Origin of the sequence: Cedecea lapagei (assembly GCF_900635955.1) — a bacterium.
GTDB lineage: Bacteria > Pseudomonadota > Gammaproteobacteria > Enterobacterales > Enterobacteriaceae > Cedecea > Cedecea lapagei.
On sequence record NZ_LR134201.1, the window covers coordinates 3,438,975 to 3,456,111 of the forward strand.

At 54.2% G+C, this 17,137-nt stretch carries 13 protein-coding genes; 3 read left to right on the plus strand and 10 right to left on the minus strand.

From position 1 onward, the window contains the following. Nucleotides 1-22: 22 nt before the first annotated feature. Nucleotides 23-718 carry a 7-cyano-7-deazaguanine synthase QueC gene (gene queC, locus EL098_RS16710; protein ID WP_126357245.1) on the plus strand — a complete coding sequence of 232 codons (696 nt, stop codon included), beginning with the start codon at nucleotides 23-25 and terminating at the stop codon, nucleotides 716-718. Between the two features lie 118 nt (nucleotides 719-836). Here the strand turns inward: queC and EL098_RS16715 are convergent, their stop codons facing one another. From EL098_RS16715 to bolA, 9 genes are all read right to left on the minus strand, one after another. After that, nucleotides 837-1,238, minus strand: coding sequence for a YbgC/FadM family acyl-CoA thioesterase (locus tag EL098_RS16715; protein WP_126357246.1), 402 nt, complete (start codon nucleotides 1,236-1,238; stop codon nucleotides 837-839). A 131-nt stretch (nucleotides 1,239-1,369) separates the two neighbouring features. Further along, nucleotides 1,370-1,726: a ComEA family DNA-binding protein gene (locus EL098_RS16720; protein ID WP_126357247.1), complete on the minus strand. Its 357-nt coding sequence runs from the start codon at nucleotides 1,724-1,726 to the stop codon at nucleotides 1,370-1,372. A gap of 139 nt (nucleotides 1,727-1,865) precedes the next feature. Further along, nucleotides 1,866-3,740: a peptidylprolyl isomerase gene (gene ppiD / locus EL098_RS16725; protein WP_126357248.1), complete on the minus strand. Its 1,875-nt coding sequence runs from the start codon at nucleotides 3,738-3,740 to the stop codon at nucleotides 1,866-1,868. A gap of 235 nt (nucleotides 3,741-3,975) precedes the next feature. Further along, a complete protein-coding gene (gene hupB / locus EL098_RS16730) occupies nucleotides 3,976-4,248 on the minus strand; it encodes a nucleoid-associated protein HU-beta (protein ID WP_008454620.1) in 273 nt (90 codons plus the stop codon). A 209-nt stretch (nucleotides 4,249-4,457) separates the two neighbouring features. Continuing rightward, complete coding sequence (gene lon, locus EL098_RS16735; protein ID WP_167469951.1) at nucleotides 4,458-6,812, minus strand: endopeptidase La; 2,355 nt, start codon at nucleotides 6,810-6,812, stop codon at nucleotides 4,458-4,460. Between the two features lie 176 nt (nucleotides 6,813-6,988). Continuing rightward, nucleotides 6,989-8,263: an ATP-dependent protease ATP-binding subunit ClpX gene (gene clpX / locus EL098_RS16740; protein WP_126357249.1), complete on the minus strand. Its 1,275-nt coding sequence runs from the start codon at nucleotides 8,261-8,263 to the stop codon at nucleotides 6,989-6,991. A gap of 132 nt (nucleotides 8,264-8,395) precedes the next feature. Further along, nucleotides 8,396-9,019: an ATP-dependent Clp endopeptidase proteolytic subunit ClpP gene (gene clpP / locus EL098_RS16745; RefSeq protein WP_038475060.1), complete on the minus strand. Its 624-nt coding sequence runs from the start codon at nucleotides 9,017-9,019 to the stop codon at nucleotides 8,396-8,398. Nucleotides 9,020-9,314: 295 nt separating this feature from the next. Then, nucleotides 9,315-10,613 (minus strand): trigger factor, encoded by a 1,299-nt coding sequence (gene tig, locus EL098_RS16750; RefSeq protein ID WP_126357250.1) that lies wholly within the window; start codon nucleotides 10,611-10,613, stop codon nucleotides 9,315-9,317. 351 nt (nucleotides 10,614-10,964) lie between these two features. After that, nucleotides 10,965-11,282 carry a transcriptional regulator BolA gene (bolA, locus tag EL098_RS16755; RefSeq protein ID WP_126357251.1) on the minus strand — a complete coding sequence of 106 codons (318 nt, stop codon included), beginning with the start codon at nucleotides 11,280-11,282 and terminating at the stop codon, nucleotides 10,965-10,967. A 305-nt stretch (nucleotides 11,283-11,587) separates the two neighbouring features. On the opposite strand from bolA, the gene EL098_RS16760 reads away from it, so the two are divergent. Both EL098_RS16760 and ampG read left to right on the plus strand, forming a co-directional pair. Further along, complete coding sequence (locus tag EL098_RS16760; RefSeq protein WP_126357252.1) at nucleotides 11,588-12,166, plus strand: lipoprotein; 579 nt, start codon at nucleotides 11,588-11,590, stop codon at nucleotides 12,164-12,166. Nucleotides 12,167-12,223: 57 nt separating this feature from the next. Next, nucleotides 12,224-13,699 carry a muropeptide MFS transporter AmpG gene (gene ampG, locus EL098_RS16765; protein ID WP_126357253.1) on the plus strand — a complete coding sequence of 492 codons (1,476 nt, stop codon included), beginning with the start codon at nucleotides 12,224-12,226 and terminating at the stop codon, nucleotides 13,697-13,699. A 79-nt stretch (nucleotides 13,700-13,778) separates the two neighbouring features. On the opposite strand, the gene EL098_RS16770 is transcribed toward ampG, so the two are convergent. Then, a complete protein-coding gene (locus EL098_RS16770) occupies nucleotides 13,779-16,556 on the minus strand; it encodes a flavocytochrome c (RefSeq protein ID WP_126357254.1) in 2,778 nt (925 codons plus the stop codon). Nucleotides 16,557-17,137 lie beyond the last annotated feature (581 nt).

Consider the following 17,137-nt stretch of genomic DNA (forward strand, 5'->3'; position numbering starts at 1 on the left):
CTTGTGAACGACAGGATAGAGAATGAAACGTACAGTCGTGGTTTTCAGCGGCGGACAGGACTCCACCACCTGCCTGATTCAGGCGTTACAGCAATATGATGAAGTGCACTGCGTGACGTTTGATTACGGCCAGCGCCACCGCGCAGAAATAGACGTAGCCCAAAAGCTGTCGCTGAAGCTTGGCGCCCGTGCGCACAAGGTCCTGGACGTCACTCTGCTTAACGAACTGGCGGTCAGTAGCCTGACGAGAGACAGTATTCCGGTACCGGGTTACAACCCCGAAGACAGCGGCCTCCCAAGCACTTTTGTGCCGGGGCGCAATATTTTGTTCCTCACGCTGGCGGCGATCTACGCTTACCAGGTTGAAGCGGAATCCGTGATAACCGGCGTGTGCGAAACGGATTTCTCCGGTTACCCGGACTGCCGGGATGAGTTTGTTAAAGCGCTGAACCACGCGGTAAGCCTCGGTATGGCAAGAGACATCCGGTTTGAAACGCCGCTGATGTGGCTGGACAAGGCTGAAACCTGGGCGCTGGCCGATTACTGGAAGCAGCTTGAAACTGTCCGCCATGAGACGCTGACCTGCTACAACGGTATTCAGGGCGACGGCTGCGGGGAATGCGCAGCCTGCCATCTGCGTGCTAACGGCCTTAACCACTATCTGGCAAACAAACCTGCGGTTATGGCCGCCATGCAGCAAAAAACCGGCCTGAAATAACTCATCACGGCGTGGTGCTAAACCGCTGTCGATAGAAGAAATACCAAGCGGTTCGTAATATAGACCGGAAAATCACAAAGAGGGAAAAACCACGCTTTTTCCCTCTTTGTCAGCAATGTCAGGCACTCATCATCTGTTCCAGCTTCTCACGCAGTTCACCTTCCAGCGGCACCGCCTTTTGCGTTTTTAGATCAATGCAGACGAAGGTCAACAGCGCATCGGCAACGGTTTCCCCTTCAGGCTCCAGCGTCACAACCTGGCTAAGCACGCCGCTTTTACCGTTCAGCTGCTGAAGCTTGCTGTCGATACGCAGCAGGTCGCCAAGCACCGCCGGGCGGCGATAGCTGATATTGATGTTCACCACGATGAAGGCGATGTTGTGCTCCGTCATCCACTGGAAACCCGTGGTCTTTTCCAGCCCTTCCCAGCGAGCCTCTTCAAGAAACTCAAGATAGCGGGCATTGTTAACGTGCTGGTAAACGTCCATGTGGTAACCACGAACTTTGATATGTGTTTGCATAGCGCGAAACCCTTGTACTGTTTTTTATTGTCATCAGGTGAAGGTAAGCGAGGCCATACCTATGAACTGGTATGACCTCTCACTCAGCGTAGCAAACTTTTCCCCTCAGGGAGAAGCCTGAGCACGGAAACTCAAAGTTTTATGCGAGCCAGGTTACGTTCTACCAGTGAAGCGCCGATGCCCGGCACCTCCTGCAGCTGGTCGAGCGTTTTAAAAGGACCGAACTCATCGCGGTAGCTGACGATGGACTGCGCCTTTTTCAGCCCTACACCGTTCATCTTCTGGGCCAGCTCTTCCGCCGGGGCGCTGTTAATGCTGACCGGCCCATCAGCCTGTTCAACCACTTTTGCAGGGGGCGCTTTAGGCTGTGACGCAGCCGTACCAGCCTGAGCCGAACCGGCTTTTTCCGTGGCGGCCTGCGCGGGTACGCAGCCAATTAAACCAGCCAGAATAAGAGAGAGTGAAAACGCTTTGATTCCTGAAGTCATGCTGTGTCCTCCATATATGTTGACAGCCAGGTCACCATACCGGGGCACAAAATCAGCCACAAACGCCGCTTTTTAAATGTGGAAAAGGCCGCGAAAGCGGCCTTCAGGGATTACACTGCGTTGCAAAAATTTGCGAGGATTACTGCTGCTGGTCGACGATATCGCCCAGCTTGATCTTCGCCTCTTTACGCAGGTTGGACATCAGCGCTTCGAAAGCAATCTGGGCATTGTTCTGGGTGATACCCTGAACCATCGCTTTTTTCTGCTCGTCCGGCATAGAGCCCGCCTTCACTTCATCCAGCGACAGAAGGACCACGTTGCCCTGCATGTCGTTGGCGACGCCAAAGCTCGGCTTCTCTTTTGCCGGCAGAGGCAGCCCAAAGGCAGCCTGGCTAATCGGATCCTGCCCGGTGCGGCTCAGGGTTTTCGCTTCACCGAAGCTCAGGCCCGCCGCTTTCATTTCGTCAGCGCCTTTGCCCAGCTTCAGCGCGGTCAGCAGTTTGTCGGCATCCAGCTTCGCCTGCTGTTCCGCTTTCTGCTGCTTCACGGCGGCGATAACCTGGTCACGCACTTCCGCCAGCGGTTTAACCGCTTCGGCTTTGTGTTCAGAGACACGCAGGACGAAAGCACGATCGCCGTCGACGGTAATGATGTCGGAGTTGCTGCCCGGCGAGCCGTTTTCACCCACCAGACCGCCGCTGAAGATAGCGTCGGCAACCGGTTTGAAGTTCAGCTCATCAGGCAGGTTGTCATGACCGAACCAGCCGGTTTCAACCGCTTTAACGCCCGCCACCTTCTCGGCGCTTGCCAGAGATTCGTTGTCGTTGCTTGCGGCATCGCTCACTTTCTGCTGCAAAGCATAGTAGGCGTCAACGGCTTTTTCCTGCTTCACTTTCGCCACGATACCGTCGCGGACTTCCGCCAGCGGTTTTACAACGGCAGGCTGGATGTCGTCGAGGCGAACAATCAGGAAGCCAACGGAAGACTTAACCACGCCGGAGAGCTGGCCTTTTTCTTTCAGGCCGGCATTCTTCAGCTCGTCAGGCGTGGTGGACGCTTCCAGCCAGCCCATGTCGCCGCCGTTACGGGCAGAGATGATGTCAGCAGACTTCGCCTTAGCCAGCGCGGCAAAATCACCGCCTTTGCTCAGTTCGCCGAGAATCGCTTTCGCTTCATCTTCGGTTTTGGTCTGAATCACGCTGTAGCGGTTGCGCTGCGGCTGGGTGAATTCGTCTTTGTGCTGGTCATAGTAAGCCTGAATGTCCGCATCACTGGCCTCTTCCTGCATGGAAGCCGCGTCCAGCTTGATATAGCTGACTTTAAACTGCTCAGGCGTGATGTAGCGATTTTTGTTCTGCTCGTAGTTGGCGTTGATTTCCTGCTCGGAAGCCTCTTGCTTCGCGGCCAGCGCCTTCACGTCAATTGTCGCTTCACGGACAACGCGCTGCTGGGAAACCAGAGCAGCCAGCTCGTCGGTTTCACCGGTGAGCATGAAATCGGTACCCACAACGGCCTTGATCAGCTGATCTGTGGTGAGCTGGTTGCGCAGAGCCTGTGCATACTGGTCCGCCGTCAGCCCCATGTTGCCGATAATCGCGTTATAGCGGGCGTTATCAAACTTGCCGTTAGTCTGGAAAGCAGGCTGGCTGAAGATAGCCATTTTTACCTGTTCGTCGCTGATGCCGAGGCCCAGATGTTTGGCGTACTGATCGAGCAGCGCCTCGTCAATCAGCTGGTTGAGCACCTGCTGACGCATCTGCTTCATGTAGCCTTCGTTACCGGCGAGAACGGAGAACTGATCGCCCAGCTGCTGCTGCTGGCGATTTCGTTCGTTCGCCACCGCGTTCTCAAACTGGCCACGCGGAATCTCCTGGCCATTTACTTTTGCGGCATAATTATTGTTACCGCCAGTCAGGTAGCTACCTACGCCAGTCAGAACGAATGACAAGATAATCAAACCCAGAATGATCTTGAGCACGACATGGTTAGCCGCCGCTCGTAAATTGTCCATCATGGTGTAACAACACTCCGCTGTAGTATGACTTGGTAAACCTGCGCAGGCGCTAAGCTGGCATCCTTAGAAACTCAAGCTGCCCGGTGCTGCGCGCAAGGGCGTATTGTGACAAGAAACCCGCTGCAAATCATCAATACCTGCGTAAAATTAAGCTTCTGGCAATAAAAAAGGCACATCGAACGATGCGCCCCTGCGATACCTGACACCCTACACCCCATCAGCCGGGGCTAATAAATCAGTTAACAGCGTCTTTCAGCGCTTTACCAGCACGGAAGCCTGGTACTTTTGCTGCGGCGATGGTGATTTCTTTACCGGTTTGAGGGTTACGGCCAGTACGGGCAGCACGCTCTTTAACAGCAAAGGTACCAAAACCTACCAGTGCTACGTCTTCCCCGGACTGCAGAGATTCAGTAACAGAAGCAATAACAGCATCTAACGCACGTCCAGCCGCGGCTTTAGAAATATCAGCACCTGCGGCAATTTTGTCTATCAGTTGAGATTTATTCACTCTTCTCTTCCTCTCTTTATAATTTATATCGCACCTGATGTCCCTCAAGTGCGACCGCGCAGCAGTTATAACAGGCTCGTCATGCCCTTACAACAGGAGTTGTGGACGATAAACTCAGCCAGCAACTAAATTAGCGACACAAAAAAAAGCTGGCAAGTGACAATTCACCTGCCAGCCCTAATTTTATCGACTGTATTTGCGTCAGGTCACTATTTTGCGGTGACCACCTGCATACCGTAAGGCTCATTCTGCAATGCGAGGGCCAGCACTTCCTCAATACGCTTCACAGGATGAATAGTCAGGTCGGCAATCACATTGTCCGGAATCTCTTCCAGATCGCGCTTGTTGTCGTCCGGGATCAGCACGGTTTTGATGCCGCCGCGATGCGCAGCCAGCAGCTTCTCTTTCAGGCCGCCGATCGGCAGAACCTGACCACGCAGAGTGATCTCCCCCGTCATCGCGACATCGGCACGCACCGGGTTGCCCGTCAGGCAAGAGACCAGCGCGGTACACATGGCGATACCGGCGCTTGGGCCATCTTTCGGCGTTGCCCCTTCCGGGACGTGAACGTGGATATCACGTTTTTCGTAAAAGTCGCCGTTGATGCCCAGCTTCTCCGCACGAGCGCGTACGACGGTCAGCGCCGCCTGGATTGACTCCTGCATCACTTCACCGAGGGAGCCGGTGTAGGTCAGCTTGCCTTTGCCCGGCACGCACGCGGTTTCGATGGTCAGCAGGTCGCCGCCCACTTCCGTCCACGCCAGCCCGGTCACCTGCCCTACGCGGTTTTCGCTGTCGGCACGGCCGTAGTCAAAGCGCTGTACCCCGAGGAAATCCTTCAGGTTGTCGCCGTTGATTTCGATGTGCTTGAGCGATTTATCCAGCAGCAGCTGTTTCACCGCTTTACGGCACAGCTTGGAGATTTCACGCTCCAGGCTACGCACGCCAGCTTCGCGAGTGTAGTAGCGAATGATGCCCACAATGGCGCTGTCATCAACCTTAATCTCGCCTTTCTTCAGGGCGTTACGCTCGATTTGCTTTGGCAGCAGGTGCTGTTTAGCGATGTTCAGTTTTTCATCTTCGGTATAACCGGACAGACGAATCACTTCCATACGGTCCAGCAGCGGAGCCGGGATATTCATCGAGTTCGAGGTCGCCACAAACATCACGTCGCTGAGATCGTAGTCCACTTCCAGATAGTGGTCGTTAAACGCCACGTTCTGCTCGGGATCAAGCACTTCCAGCAGAGCCGATGCCGGATCGCCGCGCATGTCGGAAGACATTTTGTCGATTTCATCGAGCAGGAAGAGCGGGTTTTTCACCCCGACCTTTGCCATCTTCTGGATAAGTTTACCCGGCATAGAGCCGATGTAAGTCCGGCGGTGACCGCGAATTTCCGCTTCGTCACGCACCCCGCCCAGCGCCATACGCACGTATTTACGGCCCGTGGCTTTGGCGATGGACTGACCCAGAGAGGTTTTACCTACCCCTGGCGGCCCAACCAGGCACAGAATCGGCCCTTTAAGCTTGTTAACACGGCTCTGGACGGCGAGATATTCCAGGATGCGATCTTTCACGCGTTCGAGGCCGTAATGGTCGGTGTCGAGGATTTCCTGGGCCTGACGCAGATCTTTTTTGACCTTGCTGCGGGCATTCCACGGTACCTGAACCATCCAGTCGATATAGCCGCGCACGACGGTCGCTTCCGCAGACATCGGCGACATCATTTTCAGCTTTTGCAGCTCGGCTTCGGTTTTCTCACGCGCTTCTTTCGGCATTTTCGCCGCGTCAATTTTGCGCTTCAGCGCTTCATTTTCGTCTGGCGCGTCGTCCATTTCGCCGAGTTCTTTCTGAATCGCTTTCATTTGCTCATTCAGATAGTACTCGCGCTGGCTTTTTTCCATCTGCTTTTTGACGCGGTTGCGAATGCGTTTCTCAACCTGCAGCAGATCGATTTCCGATTCCATCATCGCCATCAGGTATTCGAGACGTTCGTTGATATCGGACATCTCAAGCACGGACTGTTTGTCCGACAGCTTCAGCGGCATGTGCGCGGCAATGGTATCGGCCAGACGTGCAGGGTCGTCGATGCTGTTCAGCGACGTCAGCACTTCCGGCGGGATTTTTTTGTTCAGCTTGATGTAGCCTTCAAACTGATTGATGGCGGTGCGAACCAGCACTTCCTGCTCGCGCTCTTCAATCGCCGGCGACTCCAGGTACTCAGCCTGCGCTGAGAAGTGATCGCCGTTGTCAGAAAGCGTGGTGATGCGGGCGCGCTGAAGGCCTTCTACCAGCACTTTTACCGTGCCGTCTGGCAGTTTCAGCATCTGCAAAATAGAAGCCACGGTCCCAACTGTAAACAGGTCGTTTACACCTGGCTCATCCGTCGAAGCTTCTTTCTGCGCCACCAGCATGATTTTCTTATCATGGTCCATTGCAGCTTCCAGGCAGCGAATGGATTTTTCACGCCCGACAAACAGTGGAATAACCATGTGCGGATAAACCACCACATCGCGCAGCGGCAATACGGGGATTTCAATGCGTTCAGAACGCTCAGGATTCATAGAGCTCTCTCTTAGTTTAATGTCCGCCAGGTGATTTGGTGAACGCTTCCGCTCCACCAACAAGTAAACCAGTATATGGGGCTGTTTCCCGGACATTCAACTGCGGGAATGCAGGAAAAATAAATGGGGGATAAAATCCCCCATTTTTTTATTAACTGACTGGTTATTCTGGCGAATTATTCACCGGACGCCTGCTGCGCTTCCGGCTTACCATAAATTAATAGCGGTTTGGACTGGCCGGCAATGACGGACTCGTCAATCACCACTTTTTCCACATCGTCCATCGAAGGCAGATCGTACATGGTATCGAGCAGCGCACCTTCAACGATGGAACGCAGGCCACGAGCACCGGTTTTGCGAATCATCGCTTTTTTGGCAATCGCATCCAGCGCTTCGTCACGGAACTCCAGCTCCACGCCTTCCAGGTTGAACAAGGCCTGATATTGCTTGGTCAGCGCATTTTTCGGCTCTTTCAGGATCTGGATCAGCGCGTCTTCACTCAGTTCGCTAAGCGTAGCCACCACCGGCAGACGACCGATGAACTCAGGGATCAGACCAAACTTGATCAGATCTTCCGGCTCGACCTGGCCGAGCAGCTGCCCTTCGCTGGCCTTCTCAGACTTCGCTTTTACCGTTGCGCCAAAGCCGATACCGGAACCTGTTTCCACGCGATTAGCGATGACTTTATCCAGGCCGGCAAATGCGCCGCCGCAGATAAACAGGATCTTAGACGTATCAACCTGCAGGAACTCCTGCTGCGGATGCTTACGGCCACCCTGAGGTGGAACGGCAGCCACGGTGCCTTCAATCAGCTTCAACAGCGCCTGCTGCACGCCTTCACCGGATACGTCACGGGTGATCGACGGGTTATCAGATTTGCGGGAGATTTTATCGATCTCATCGATGTACACGATGCCGCGCTGGGCTTTCTGTACGTCGTAGTCGCATTTCTGCAGCAGCTTCTGAATGATGTTCTCAACGTCTTCACCCACGTAACCGGCTTCGGTCAGCGTGGTCGCATCCGCCATAGTAAACGGAACGTCCAGCAGGCGAGCGAGCGTCTCTGCCAGCAGCGTTTTACCGCTACCGGTTGGCCCGATCAGCAGGATGTTACTTTTACCCAGCTCAACGCCGTTGGACGTGTCGCTGTTGCGCAGACGTTTGTAGTGGTTATAAACCGCAACCGCCAGCACTTTCTTGGCCTGCTCCTGGCCGATAACATAATCGTCAAGATGGTTACGGATTTCGTGCGGCGTTGGCAACGCACTGCGTTCACGGTGCGGCGCCACTTCTTTAATCTCTTCGCGAATGATGTCGTTACATAAATCGACACACTCATCGCAGATATACACTGACGGCCCGGCAATCAGCTTACGCACTTCATGCTGGCTTTTGCCGCAAAAAGAGCAGTACAGCAGTTTGCCTGAACCGTCTTTGCGCTTATCTGTCATCAGTAAAACCTCTTCTCTGTTTCTGTGTGCTACCGCCGGCAGCACAGGTGCCATTCTACGGCGCAGCCGATAGTGAAGCGTTAAGGTAGACCGCTACCTTTACTATAGTATAGCGGCCCACAGCTTCGGGCATTAGTTACGGTGAGTCAGGATCGAATCGACCAAACCGTACTCTACCGCTTCGCTTGCGGAGAGGAAACGATCGCGCTCGGTGTCTTTCTCGATTTGTTCAAGCGTTTTACCCGTATGCTCTGCCATCAGCTCGTTCATACGTGCCTTCACTTTCAGGATCTCTTTGGCATGGATTTCAATATCCGTCGCCTGCCCCTGATAGCCGCCCAGCGGCTGGTGAATCATGACGCGTGAGTTAGGCAGGCAGAAACGCTTACCTTTCGCCCCTGCGGTCAGCAGGAAGGCCCCCATAGAACAGGCCTGGCCCATACAGATGGTGCTGACGTCCGGCTTGATAAATTTCATGGTGTCGTAAATCGACATTCCGGCCGTAATTACGCCACCCGGAGAGTTAATGTAGAGATAGATATCTTTCTCTGGGTTTTCTGCTTCCAGAAACAGCATCTGCGCCACAATCAGGTTAGCCATATGATCTTCCACCTGGCCGGTCAGGAAGATGACGCGTTCCTTAAGCAGACGGGAGTAGATATCGTATGAACGTTCACCGCGGGATGTTTGTTCAACAACCATCGGCACCAGGGCCATATGGGGTGCTAATTGATCTCGTTCGCCACTGTATGACATGTCCGTCTCCTGGAGTAATTTAGCCTACTGTACTGATTCTACTTGAGACGCAGGATATTGACTATGTTCCTTGCGCCGATTCTGGACGGAGTCAGTCAGGGATTGTTAATGGAACCTCCCCCAGATAATGGGGATGATTTGCCCTGTTTCAAGCATAACAACCTTTTCTTGATACGCTAACCCTGAAAAGGGGATTTATTGATGGCTTATTGTGTGATTTCGCAATAAAAAAAGCCCGCCACCGTAAGGTGACGGGCCTGAGGCAGCTTTTTTTGGCCGATCGGCCAAAAAGCACTTACGCCTGCTGGTTCATCAGCTCGCTGAAAGTGGTCGCTTTTTCAGACACTTTCGCTTTAGCCAGAACGGCTTCAACAGCCTGCTCTTCCAGCGCAACGTTGCGCATGTTGTCCATCAGCTCTTTGTTTTTACCGTAGAACTCGATGACTTCAGTCGGATCTTCGTAGGCAGAAGCCATCTCTTCGATCAGACCTTTCACACGCTCTTCGTCAGCTTTCAGCTCGTGGGTACGAATCACTTCGCCCAGCAGCAGACCGACAACAACGCGACGTTTAGCCTGCTCTTCGAACAGCTCACGTGGCAGTTCCAGAGCCTGCTTCTCGTTACCGCCAAAGCGCTGTGCAGCCTGACGACGCAGAACGTCGATTTCGCCGTCGATCAGCGCAGCAGGTACGTCGATGTTGTTGGCGTTAACCAGACCGTCGATTGCCTGAGACTTGATGCGGTTACGCACCGCGCCTTTCAGCTCGCGATCCATGTTTTTACGCACTTCGGTACGCAGACCGGCAACGGAGCCATCTTCAACGCCGAAACGCTTGATGAACTCTTCGGTGAATTCCGGCAGCTCACGCGCTTCAACTTTCTTCAGCACGATGTCGAACTTCGCCGCTTTCCCTTTCAGGTTTTCAGCGTGGTACTCTTCCGGGAAGGTCACTTCGATAGTGAACTCTTCGCCCGCTTTGTGGCCCACGATAGCGTCTTCGAAGCCTGGGATCATGCGGCCCTGCCCCATTGCCAGAACGAAGTCAGAGGCTTTGCCGCCTTCGAATACTTCGCCGTCAACGGAACCGGTGAAATCGATGGTTACGCGATCTTCAGCCGTCGCTGCTGCATCGCTCTCTTTCCAGGTCGCCTGCTGCTTGCGCAGGGTGTCCAGCATCGCGTCAACGTCTTCGTCGGTCACATCAACAACCGGTTTCTCGACTTCGATAGCTTCCAGACCCTGCAGCTCAACTTCCGGGTACACTTCAAACTCTACCGCGTAGGTGAAGTCCTGACCCAGCTTGTATTCGCCCGGCACGTAGTTTGGTGCGCCGGCCGGATTGATCTTCTCTTTGATGATCGCATCAATAAAGTTGCGGCTCATCAGCTCGCCCAGCACGTCCTGACGAACGGAAGCACCGTAACGCTGCTCAACGACGGTCATCGGCACTTTGCCTTTACGGAAGCCGTCAATACGAACTTTTTTTGCCACGTTGACCAGCTCGCTTTTTACAGCGGTTTCGATGCTGTCTGCAGCGATAGTAATCGTGAGACGGCGGCCAAGGCCCTGAGTGGTTTCAACTGAAACTTGCATCTTGTTACCTCAAAAAATCACAGTGCTCGGTCAACTCCGGAAGCCCTGGTGGCTTCACAGAACCAGGATGTCCTCTGAATCAGAAACACATTCCTTGTCGTCAGAATCATCCCGAAGACATATTCCGAAAAATAAGACGCCGCATTATAGCGGCATCACTGGGGTGAGTCGAGAACGGCAAAGCGCACGGCTGCGGCCCTTTTCACACTTCTCTGTCATTTATTCTAAATTTGCCCGCATCCCTGGACGCGCGGACAAAACAAAACGGCCCGCAGGCCGTTTTGGGAAACGCAGTATACATACCGCAACATAACGGAAAAGTTCCCTTAGTTGCAAACGCTTAGCGGTAATTCAGGCGATACTGCCCGCGCCACGGCAGTTTGGCGACGCAAACACCGTGTCCTGCAGCCCTTCCCACTCTTTAATGGTGTAAGTGTGTAACGCCAGGGCGTGCACCGGGCCCGCCAGCTCTTCACTCAGGGTGCCATAAATCAGACGATGACGATTTAAAAAACGTTCACCCGTAAAGCGATCGCTGACCAGCACCACCTTGAAATGGCTTTCGGAGCCCGCCGGGACATTGTGACGATAGCTTTCATCCACGACTTCCAGGTACGCGGGTGTAAAGGCGGCTTTTAACTTCTCTTCTATCTGCTCGCGTATCAGCATGAACTTTCTCCTCGACCACGTAGAGATGCCACTCATCCCTTTAAATGTTAGCCGCTTTTAGCCAGCTTTTACGCTAAACACAACAAAAATTTAGCTTTCGCCTGCCTTTATTAACACGATGTTCTGAAGTGTCATGCCGTTAAGGCACTAAACCGAAGGAAAACTGTCAGAAGCTTTTGCTGAGATTCAGAAAAAAGGCAACGCGATGAAATTCCGTGCGTTAAGCCCTTCCCCTGAACAGCCGCAGTGTTATGATGGCGTGATTTTTTATCAGCCTGCCCTTTGAGTACATTGAGAAAGCGAACATGTTAAAAAAATTACTTTTCCCGCTGGTTGCCATGTTTATGCTGGCCAGCTGTGCCGCACCGCCGACTACCATTGAAGTCGCTCCGAAAATAACGCTGCCGCAGCAGGATCCAAGCCTGATGGGCGTAACGCTAAGCATCAACGGTGCCGATCAGCGTACCGACCAGGCCCTGGCTAAGGTGACCCGCGATAACCAGCTGGTGACATTGACACCATCACGCGATCTGCGCTTCCTGCTGCAGGAAGTGCTGGAGAAGCAGATGACCGCGCGCGGCTATATGATTGGGCCGAACAGCCCGGTTGACCTGCAGATCATCGTTAACCAGCTGTACGCTGACGTCTCGCAGGGTAACGTGCGCTACAACATCGCCACTAAAGCGGACATCTCTATTATTGCCACCGCTAAGAACGGCAACAAGATGACCAAAAACTACCGCTCCAACTACAACGTAGAAGGTGCGTTCCAGGCCACCAACAAGAATATCGCTGATGCGGTTAACTCCGTGCTGACCGATACCATTGCGGATATGGCTCAGGACACCAGCGTTCATGACTTCGTGAAGCAGAACGCTCGTTAATTTTGACCCCGTTGGCCTGCTCGCGCGGGCCAACAACAGAGTTTGCACAATTCCCCTATGTCCAATCATTATCTCCGCATCTTCCAGCAGCCGAAATCCGCCATCTTACTGATACTCGGCTTTGCTTCAGGCCTGCCTTTGGCCCTGACCTCGGGTACGCTCCAGGCCTGGATGACCGTCGAAAATATCGACCTGAAAACCATCGGTTTCTTCTCGCTCGTCGGCCAGGCCTACGTCTTTAAGTTCCTGTGGTCACCGGTGATGGACCGCTACACGCCGCCGCTGCTCGGGCGTCGCCGTGGCTGGCTGCTGATTACGCAAATTCTGTTGTTGGTGGCCATTGCCGCCATGGGATTCCTCGAGCCCTCCTCGCAGCTGCGCTGGATGGCGGCTCTGGCGGTGATCATCGCCTTCTGCTCTGCCTCTCAGGATATCGTCTTTGATGCCTGGAAAACCGACGTGCTGTCAGCCGAAGAGCGCGGCACCGGCGCCGCCATCAGCGTGCTGGGCTACCGCCTGGCGATGCTGGTTTCCGGCGGCCTTGCGCTGTGGCTGGCGGACCGCTATTTAGGCTGGCAGGCAACCTACTGGCTGATGGCCGCTCTGCTTGTCCCCTGCATTATCGCCACGCTTTTGGCCCCGGAACCGACCGATGCCATTCCCGTCCCCAAAAGCCTCGAGCGCGCCGTTGTTGAGCCCCTGCGAGACTTCTTTGGCCGCAACAACGCCTGGCTGATTTTGTTGCTGATCGTGCTTTATAAGCTCGGCGATGCTTTTGCCATGAGCCTGACCACCACCTTCCTGATCCGCGGCGTCGGCTTTGATGCCGGTGAAGTCGGCGTGGTGAATAAAACGCTGGGGCTGTGCGCCACCATTGTCGGAGCGCTGCTCGGCGGGATGCTGATGCAAAAGCTGACGCTGTTCCGCGCTCTGCTGATCTTCGGCATTTTGCAGGGCGTCTCCAACGCCGGTTACTGGCTGCTGTCGGTGACCGACAAAGACCTGTTCACCATGGCAAGCGCGGTATTCCTGGAAAACCTGTGCGGCGGCATGGGCACCGCGGCCTTCGTCGCGCTGCTGATGACTTTGTGCAATAAGTCTTTCTCCGCTACCCAGTTTGCGCTGCTTTCCGCCCTGTCCGCCGTTGGCCGCGTGTATGTCGGCCCGATTGCCGGCTGGTTTGTTGAGGCGCACGGCTGGCCAACCTTCTATCTGTTCTCGGTGGTGGCTGCGGTGCCTGGCATCCTGTTATTGCTGGTATGTAAGCGTACGCTGGAGTTCACTCAGCAAACGGAAACCTTCATGCAGCGCAGTGAATTTCATTCTGCCTACCGCCTGGCGCTGCGTATTCTAAGCTTTGGTTGCCTGCTGCTGGCGGCATGGCTGCTGGTGATTATCAGTAATGCGCTGGGGCTAACCGAGTGGACCTTTGGTTTACAGCTTCTGGAATGGGGGGCGTTGTTTGCCCTCGGCGGTATTTTGTTTGGCGGCGTGCTGGACTTCCTCGCCCTGCGTAAAACGGCGCTTATCTAAAGAGCATAAAAAAAACCGGGCGATAATCTGCCCGGTCTGAGAGAGCCGGAAAGGTCATCCTTTCCGGTTTTTTTTCGCTTTAAGCCAGCGCGTGTGCCGCCGCATTTTGCCCGGCAAGCGTGCCGAAGATGATGATATCGGCTACCGCGTTACCGCCGATGCGGTTAGCGCCGTGAATACCGCCGGCCACTTCCCCCGCAGCCCACACGCCTTTGATGACCTGCTGGTGCTCGCTCACCACTTCGGCGTTGGTATTGATGGTTACGCCGCCCATGGTATGGTGAACGCCAGGCGCAACGCGGATGGCGTAGTAGGGTCCGCTATTCAGCGGGAAGCGCATGCCGGTGGTGCGCCCAAAGTCTTCATCTTTATTCTGCTTCACAAAGCCGTTGTAACGGTCAAGCGTCTGCTGCAGGGCGCTGGCATCCATGTTCAGCTTCAATGCCAGCTCTTCTGGCGTTGGCGCGCTGATCACAAAGCCGCTGGCGATGTACTCGTCGGCCGCTCTGTTGTTCTGGCGCACCTGCTCGTCAAACAGGATCCAGGCGCTTTTCTCAGGCAGCGCAATAATTGCTGCCGAAACGTTGTCGCGCGTTTGCATTTCGTTGTAGAAACGCAGCCCTTCCTGACTCACCAGGATCGCACCGCCACCGCGAATGGATTCGGAGATGAGGTAGGAGGTGGTTTGCTCAACGGTTGGGTGGATCTGGATTTGATCCATATCTACCGTACCGGCGCCGATTTTTTCCAGCAGAGCGATGCCGCTGCCGGTCGCGCCCTTGTGGTTGGTGGTCACAAAGCCCTTCAGCTCTGGGCGGTAGTGAACCACCATTTTGCGGTTGGCGCTAAAGCCCCCGGTCGCCACCACCACGCTTTTCGCCAGCAGAATATGGTGCTCGTTGTATTCGTTAACGATTTTAACCCCGGTCACCACGCCGTTTTCGTGCAGGATCTCTTCGACGGTGGAATCCAGCAGGACGTCAATGCCGCGCTGATTGACCTGCTTCACCAGGCCGCTGATCAGATAGCCGCCGACGGCGGAACGGTCTTCAGGGCGATGCGTACGGTCAATGCTCATGCCGCCGGTGGTAGTGATATCGCTCAACGTGATGTCGAGGCTTGCGAGCCACTCAATGGCGCCCGGCGCGCGCTCGACAAACGCCTTCAGCAGCGGAACGTTATTCTTGAATTTACCGCCTTTCAGCGTCTCATCGTAAAACAGCTCTTTGCTGTCTTTGATGCCTTTCAGCGTCTGGAAGCGTGTTTCCGCGGCGTTCATCCCTGCAGATGCCTTAATGGTGTTGCCGCCGATGGTTGGCATTCGCTCAATAATCACCACGCGGGCACCGGCATCGGCAGCACGAATTGCCGCCGACAAACCCGCGCCGCCGCTGCCGATCACCACAACATCGTAGCTTTGAGGAGCATCAGGGTTTCCGCCTTCTTCGATGACGTGTTCTTTGCTGGAAGTCGTCAGCGCGCGGGATACGGCTTTCTTCAGCGCCTCACTCTGGGTGGTCGCCCCGGTCACCGCATCCACATACGGGCTGTTGGCCACCAGCATACGGGAACGCAGGATCTCGAAGCTTGGGGTAAAATCGACATCCACCGAATCATCCTGCACCAAGGTAATGTCGGTGATACGGTCAGTATCGAGCGTAACGCTGATTTTCAGCTTGAGCGCTTCGGCCTCCACTTTTTCCTGGAAGACCCCGGCTTTGTATTTGCGGCCAGTGGTGCTGGTATCGCGGATCATCGCATCGACCAGCGAGAAGCGCCACAGCGGTTCGGGGATCAGCAGCTCTTCACGCTTCGTGCTGTCGATGAACAAATCGAGCGTTTCATTTTTCAGAATGCGATCGGCCCAGTCCGGATAAGCGATGCAGGCTTTACCTACCGCAATCAGGTCATAACCTAAGCCCAGCGCCTCTTCGGCGTCGCTGCGATTCACCACCCCGCCCACGCCAATCACCGGGACTTTCGCCAGCGTTTCGGAGCGCATGGCCAGGTACTTGTCGATCAGCATCGTAGGGTCTTTGGTATCGACTATTGAGGCGCGTTTGAAGTAGCCCACGGAGAAGTGCAGATAGTCAACGCCTCTTTCTGCCAGCTTTTCCAGCAGGTACATGGTGTCGTCAAAGCGAATGCCCGGCACCTCAATCTCTTCCGGCGAGAAGCGGTAGCCGATAATAAAGGAAGCATCGGCAAAGCGGCTCGCCATTTTATGGGTGATCTCGAGCACTTCCAGCGGGAAGCGCGCACGATTGTCCCGGCTACCGCCCCACTTATCATCACGCTGGTTCGAGTTTGGCGAGTAGAACTGCTGGATCAGGTAGGTGTTCGCGCCGTGGATCTCAACGCCGTCAAATCCGGCTTTAATAGCACGGTTCACGGCATCACCAAATTTGGTGATCATGACGTCAACTTCTTCGGCGGTTAAGGCTTCCGGCGTCGTGGCCCCTTCACGCGGCGCGGCGATAGCGCTCGGCGCAACGGGTTTTTTACCGCCAATCAGCTCAGGCTCAACCATCCTGCCGCCGTGGTAAATCTGCAAAATGGCTTTAGAGCCCTGGGATTTGATGGCGCTGGCGATTCGCGCGAGGCCCGGAATTTTATTGTCGCTGTCGATGGCAAGGGCGCCCGGGAAAGCGGGGCCCTTAGGATCGATAAAGCAGCATTCGACGATAACCGTGCCGATAGTGCCAGCGCGCTCGCGGTAATACTCAACCAGGTCACTCGGCACGCTGCCGTCGTAAAAGCCCGTACAGGTGGTCATCGGCGCCATAATCAGGCGGTTTTTCAGCACCGCGCCGTTGGGCAAGGTTAGCGGCTTCAGGATCGGAGTTTTGGAGTTCATTCTTTCTCATTCCAGCAGGTGAGGTCGACATTGATCGGCGCGCGGTGAGTAGCGCCGACAGGCAACACAATTATCAGGGAGTAACCAAATTTGAATTAGTGAACAGAAACGGTTATTTCGCGGAATATATTTTTGGAATGTTAGTCAACGTCTTAAAAAAAGCAAATACAAATAATAACCATAAATAACAAAAGGTTTTATATGAAACCGCGTTTTCTGAATACTGCATAAGCCTATGCAAAGCGGCATCGTGCGATCGGCTCAACATTTGACCTTTAACCTCGATAAGACTATGGATATAAAGGGTGCGATTTTTTTAGTTAAATAAAAGCGTTGGTTTTTTGCTGAATAAAAATCAAAATCAAATATCTGATAAGGTTTGGTAAAATGCAAAAAATGGGCTAATCGCCTGTTGTTTCAGTATGATGAAGGATTAAGGAAGTAACAGATTATCACCCATTAAATATGAGGTTAAAGGGAGGCTGGGATCTGGTGCGATGAGCGGTCAGATTTGCACCGGTTAAAAAAACTATCATGAATGCATCAAATTCTGCCTATAAAAGATTAGGCAGAAATAAAAG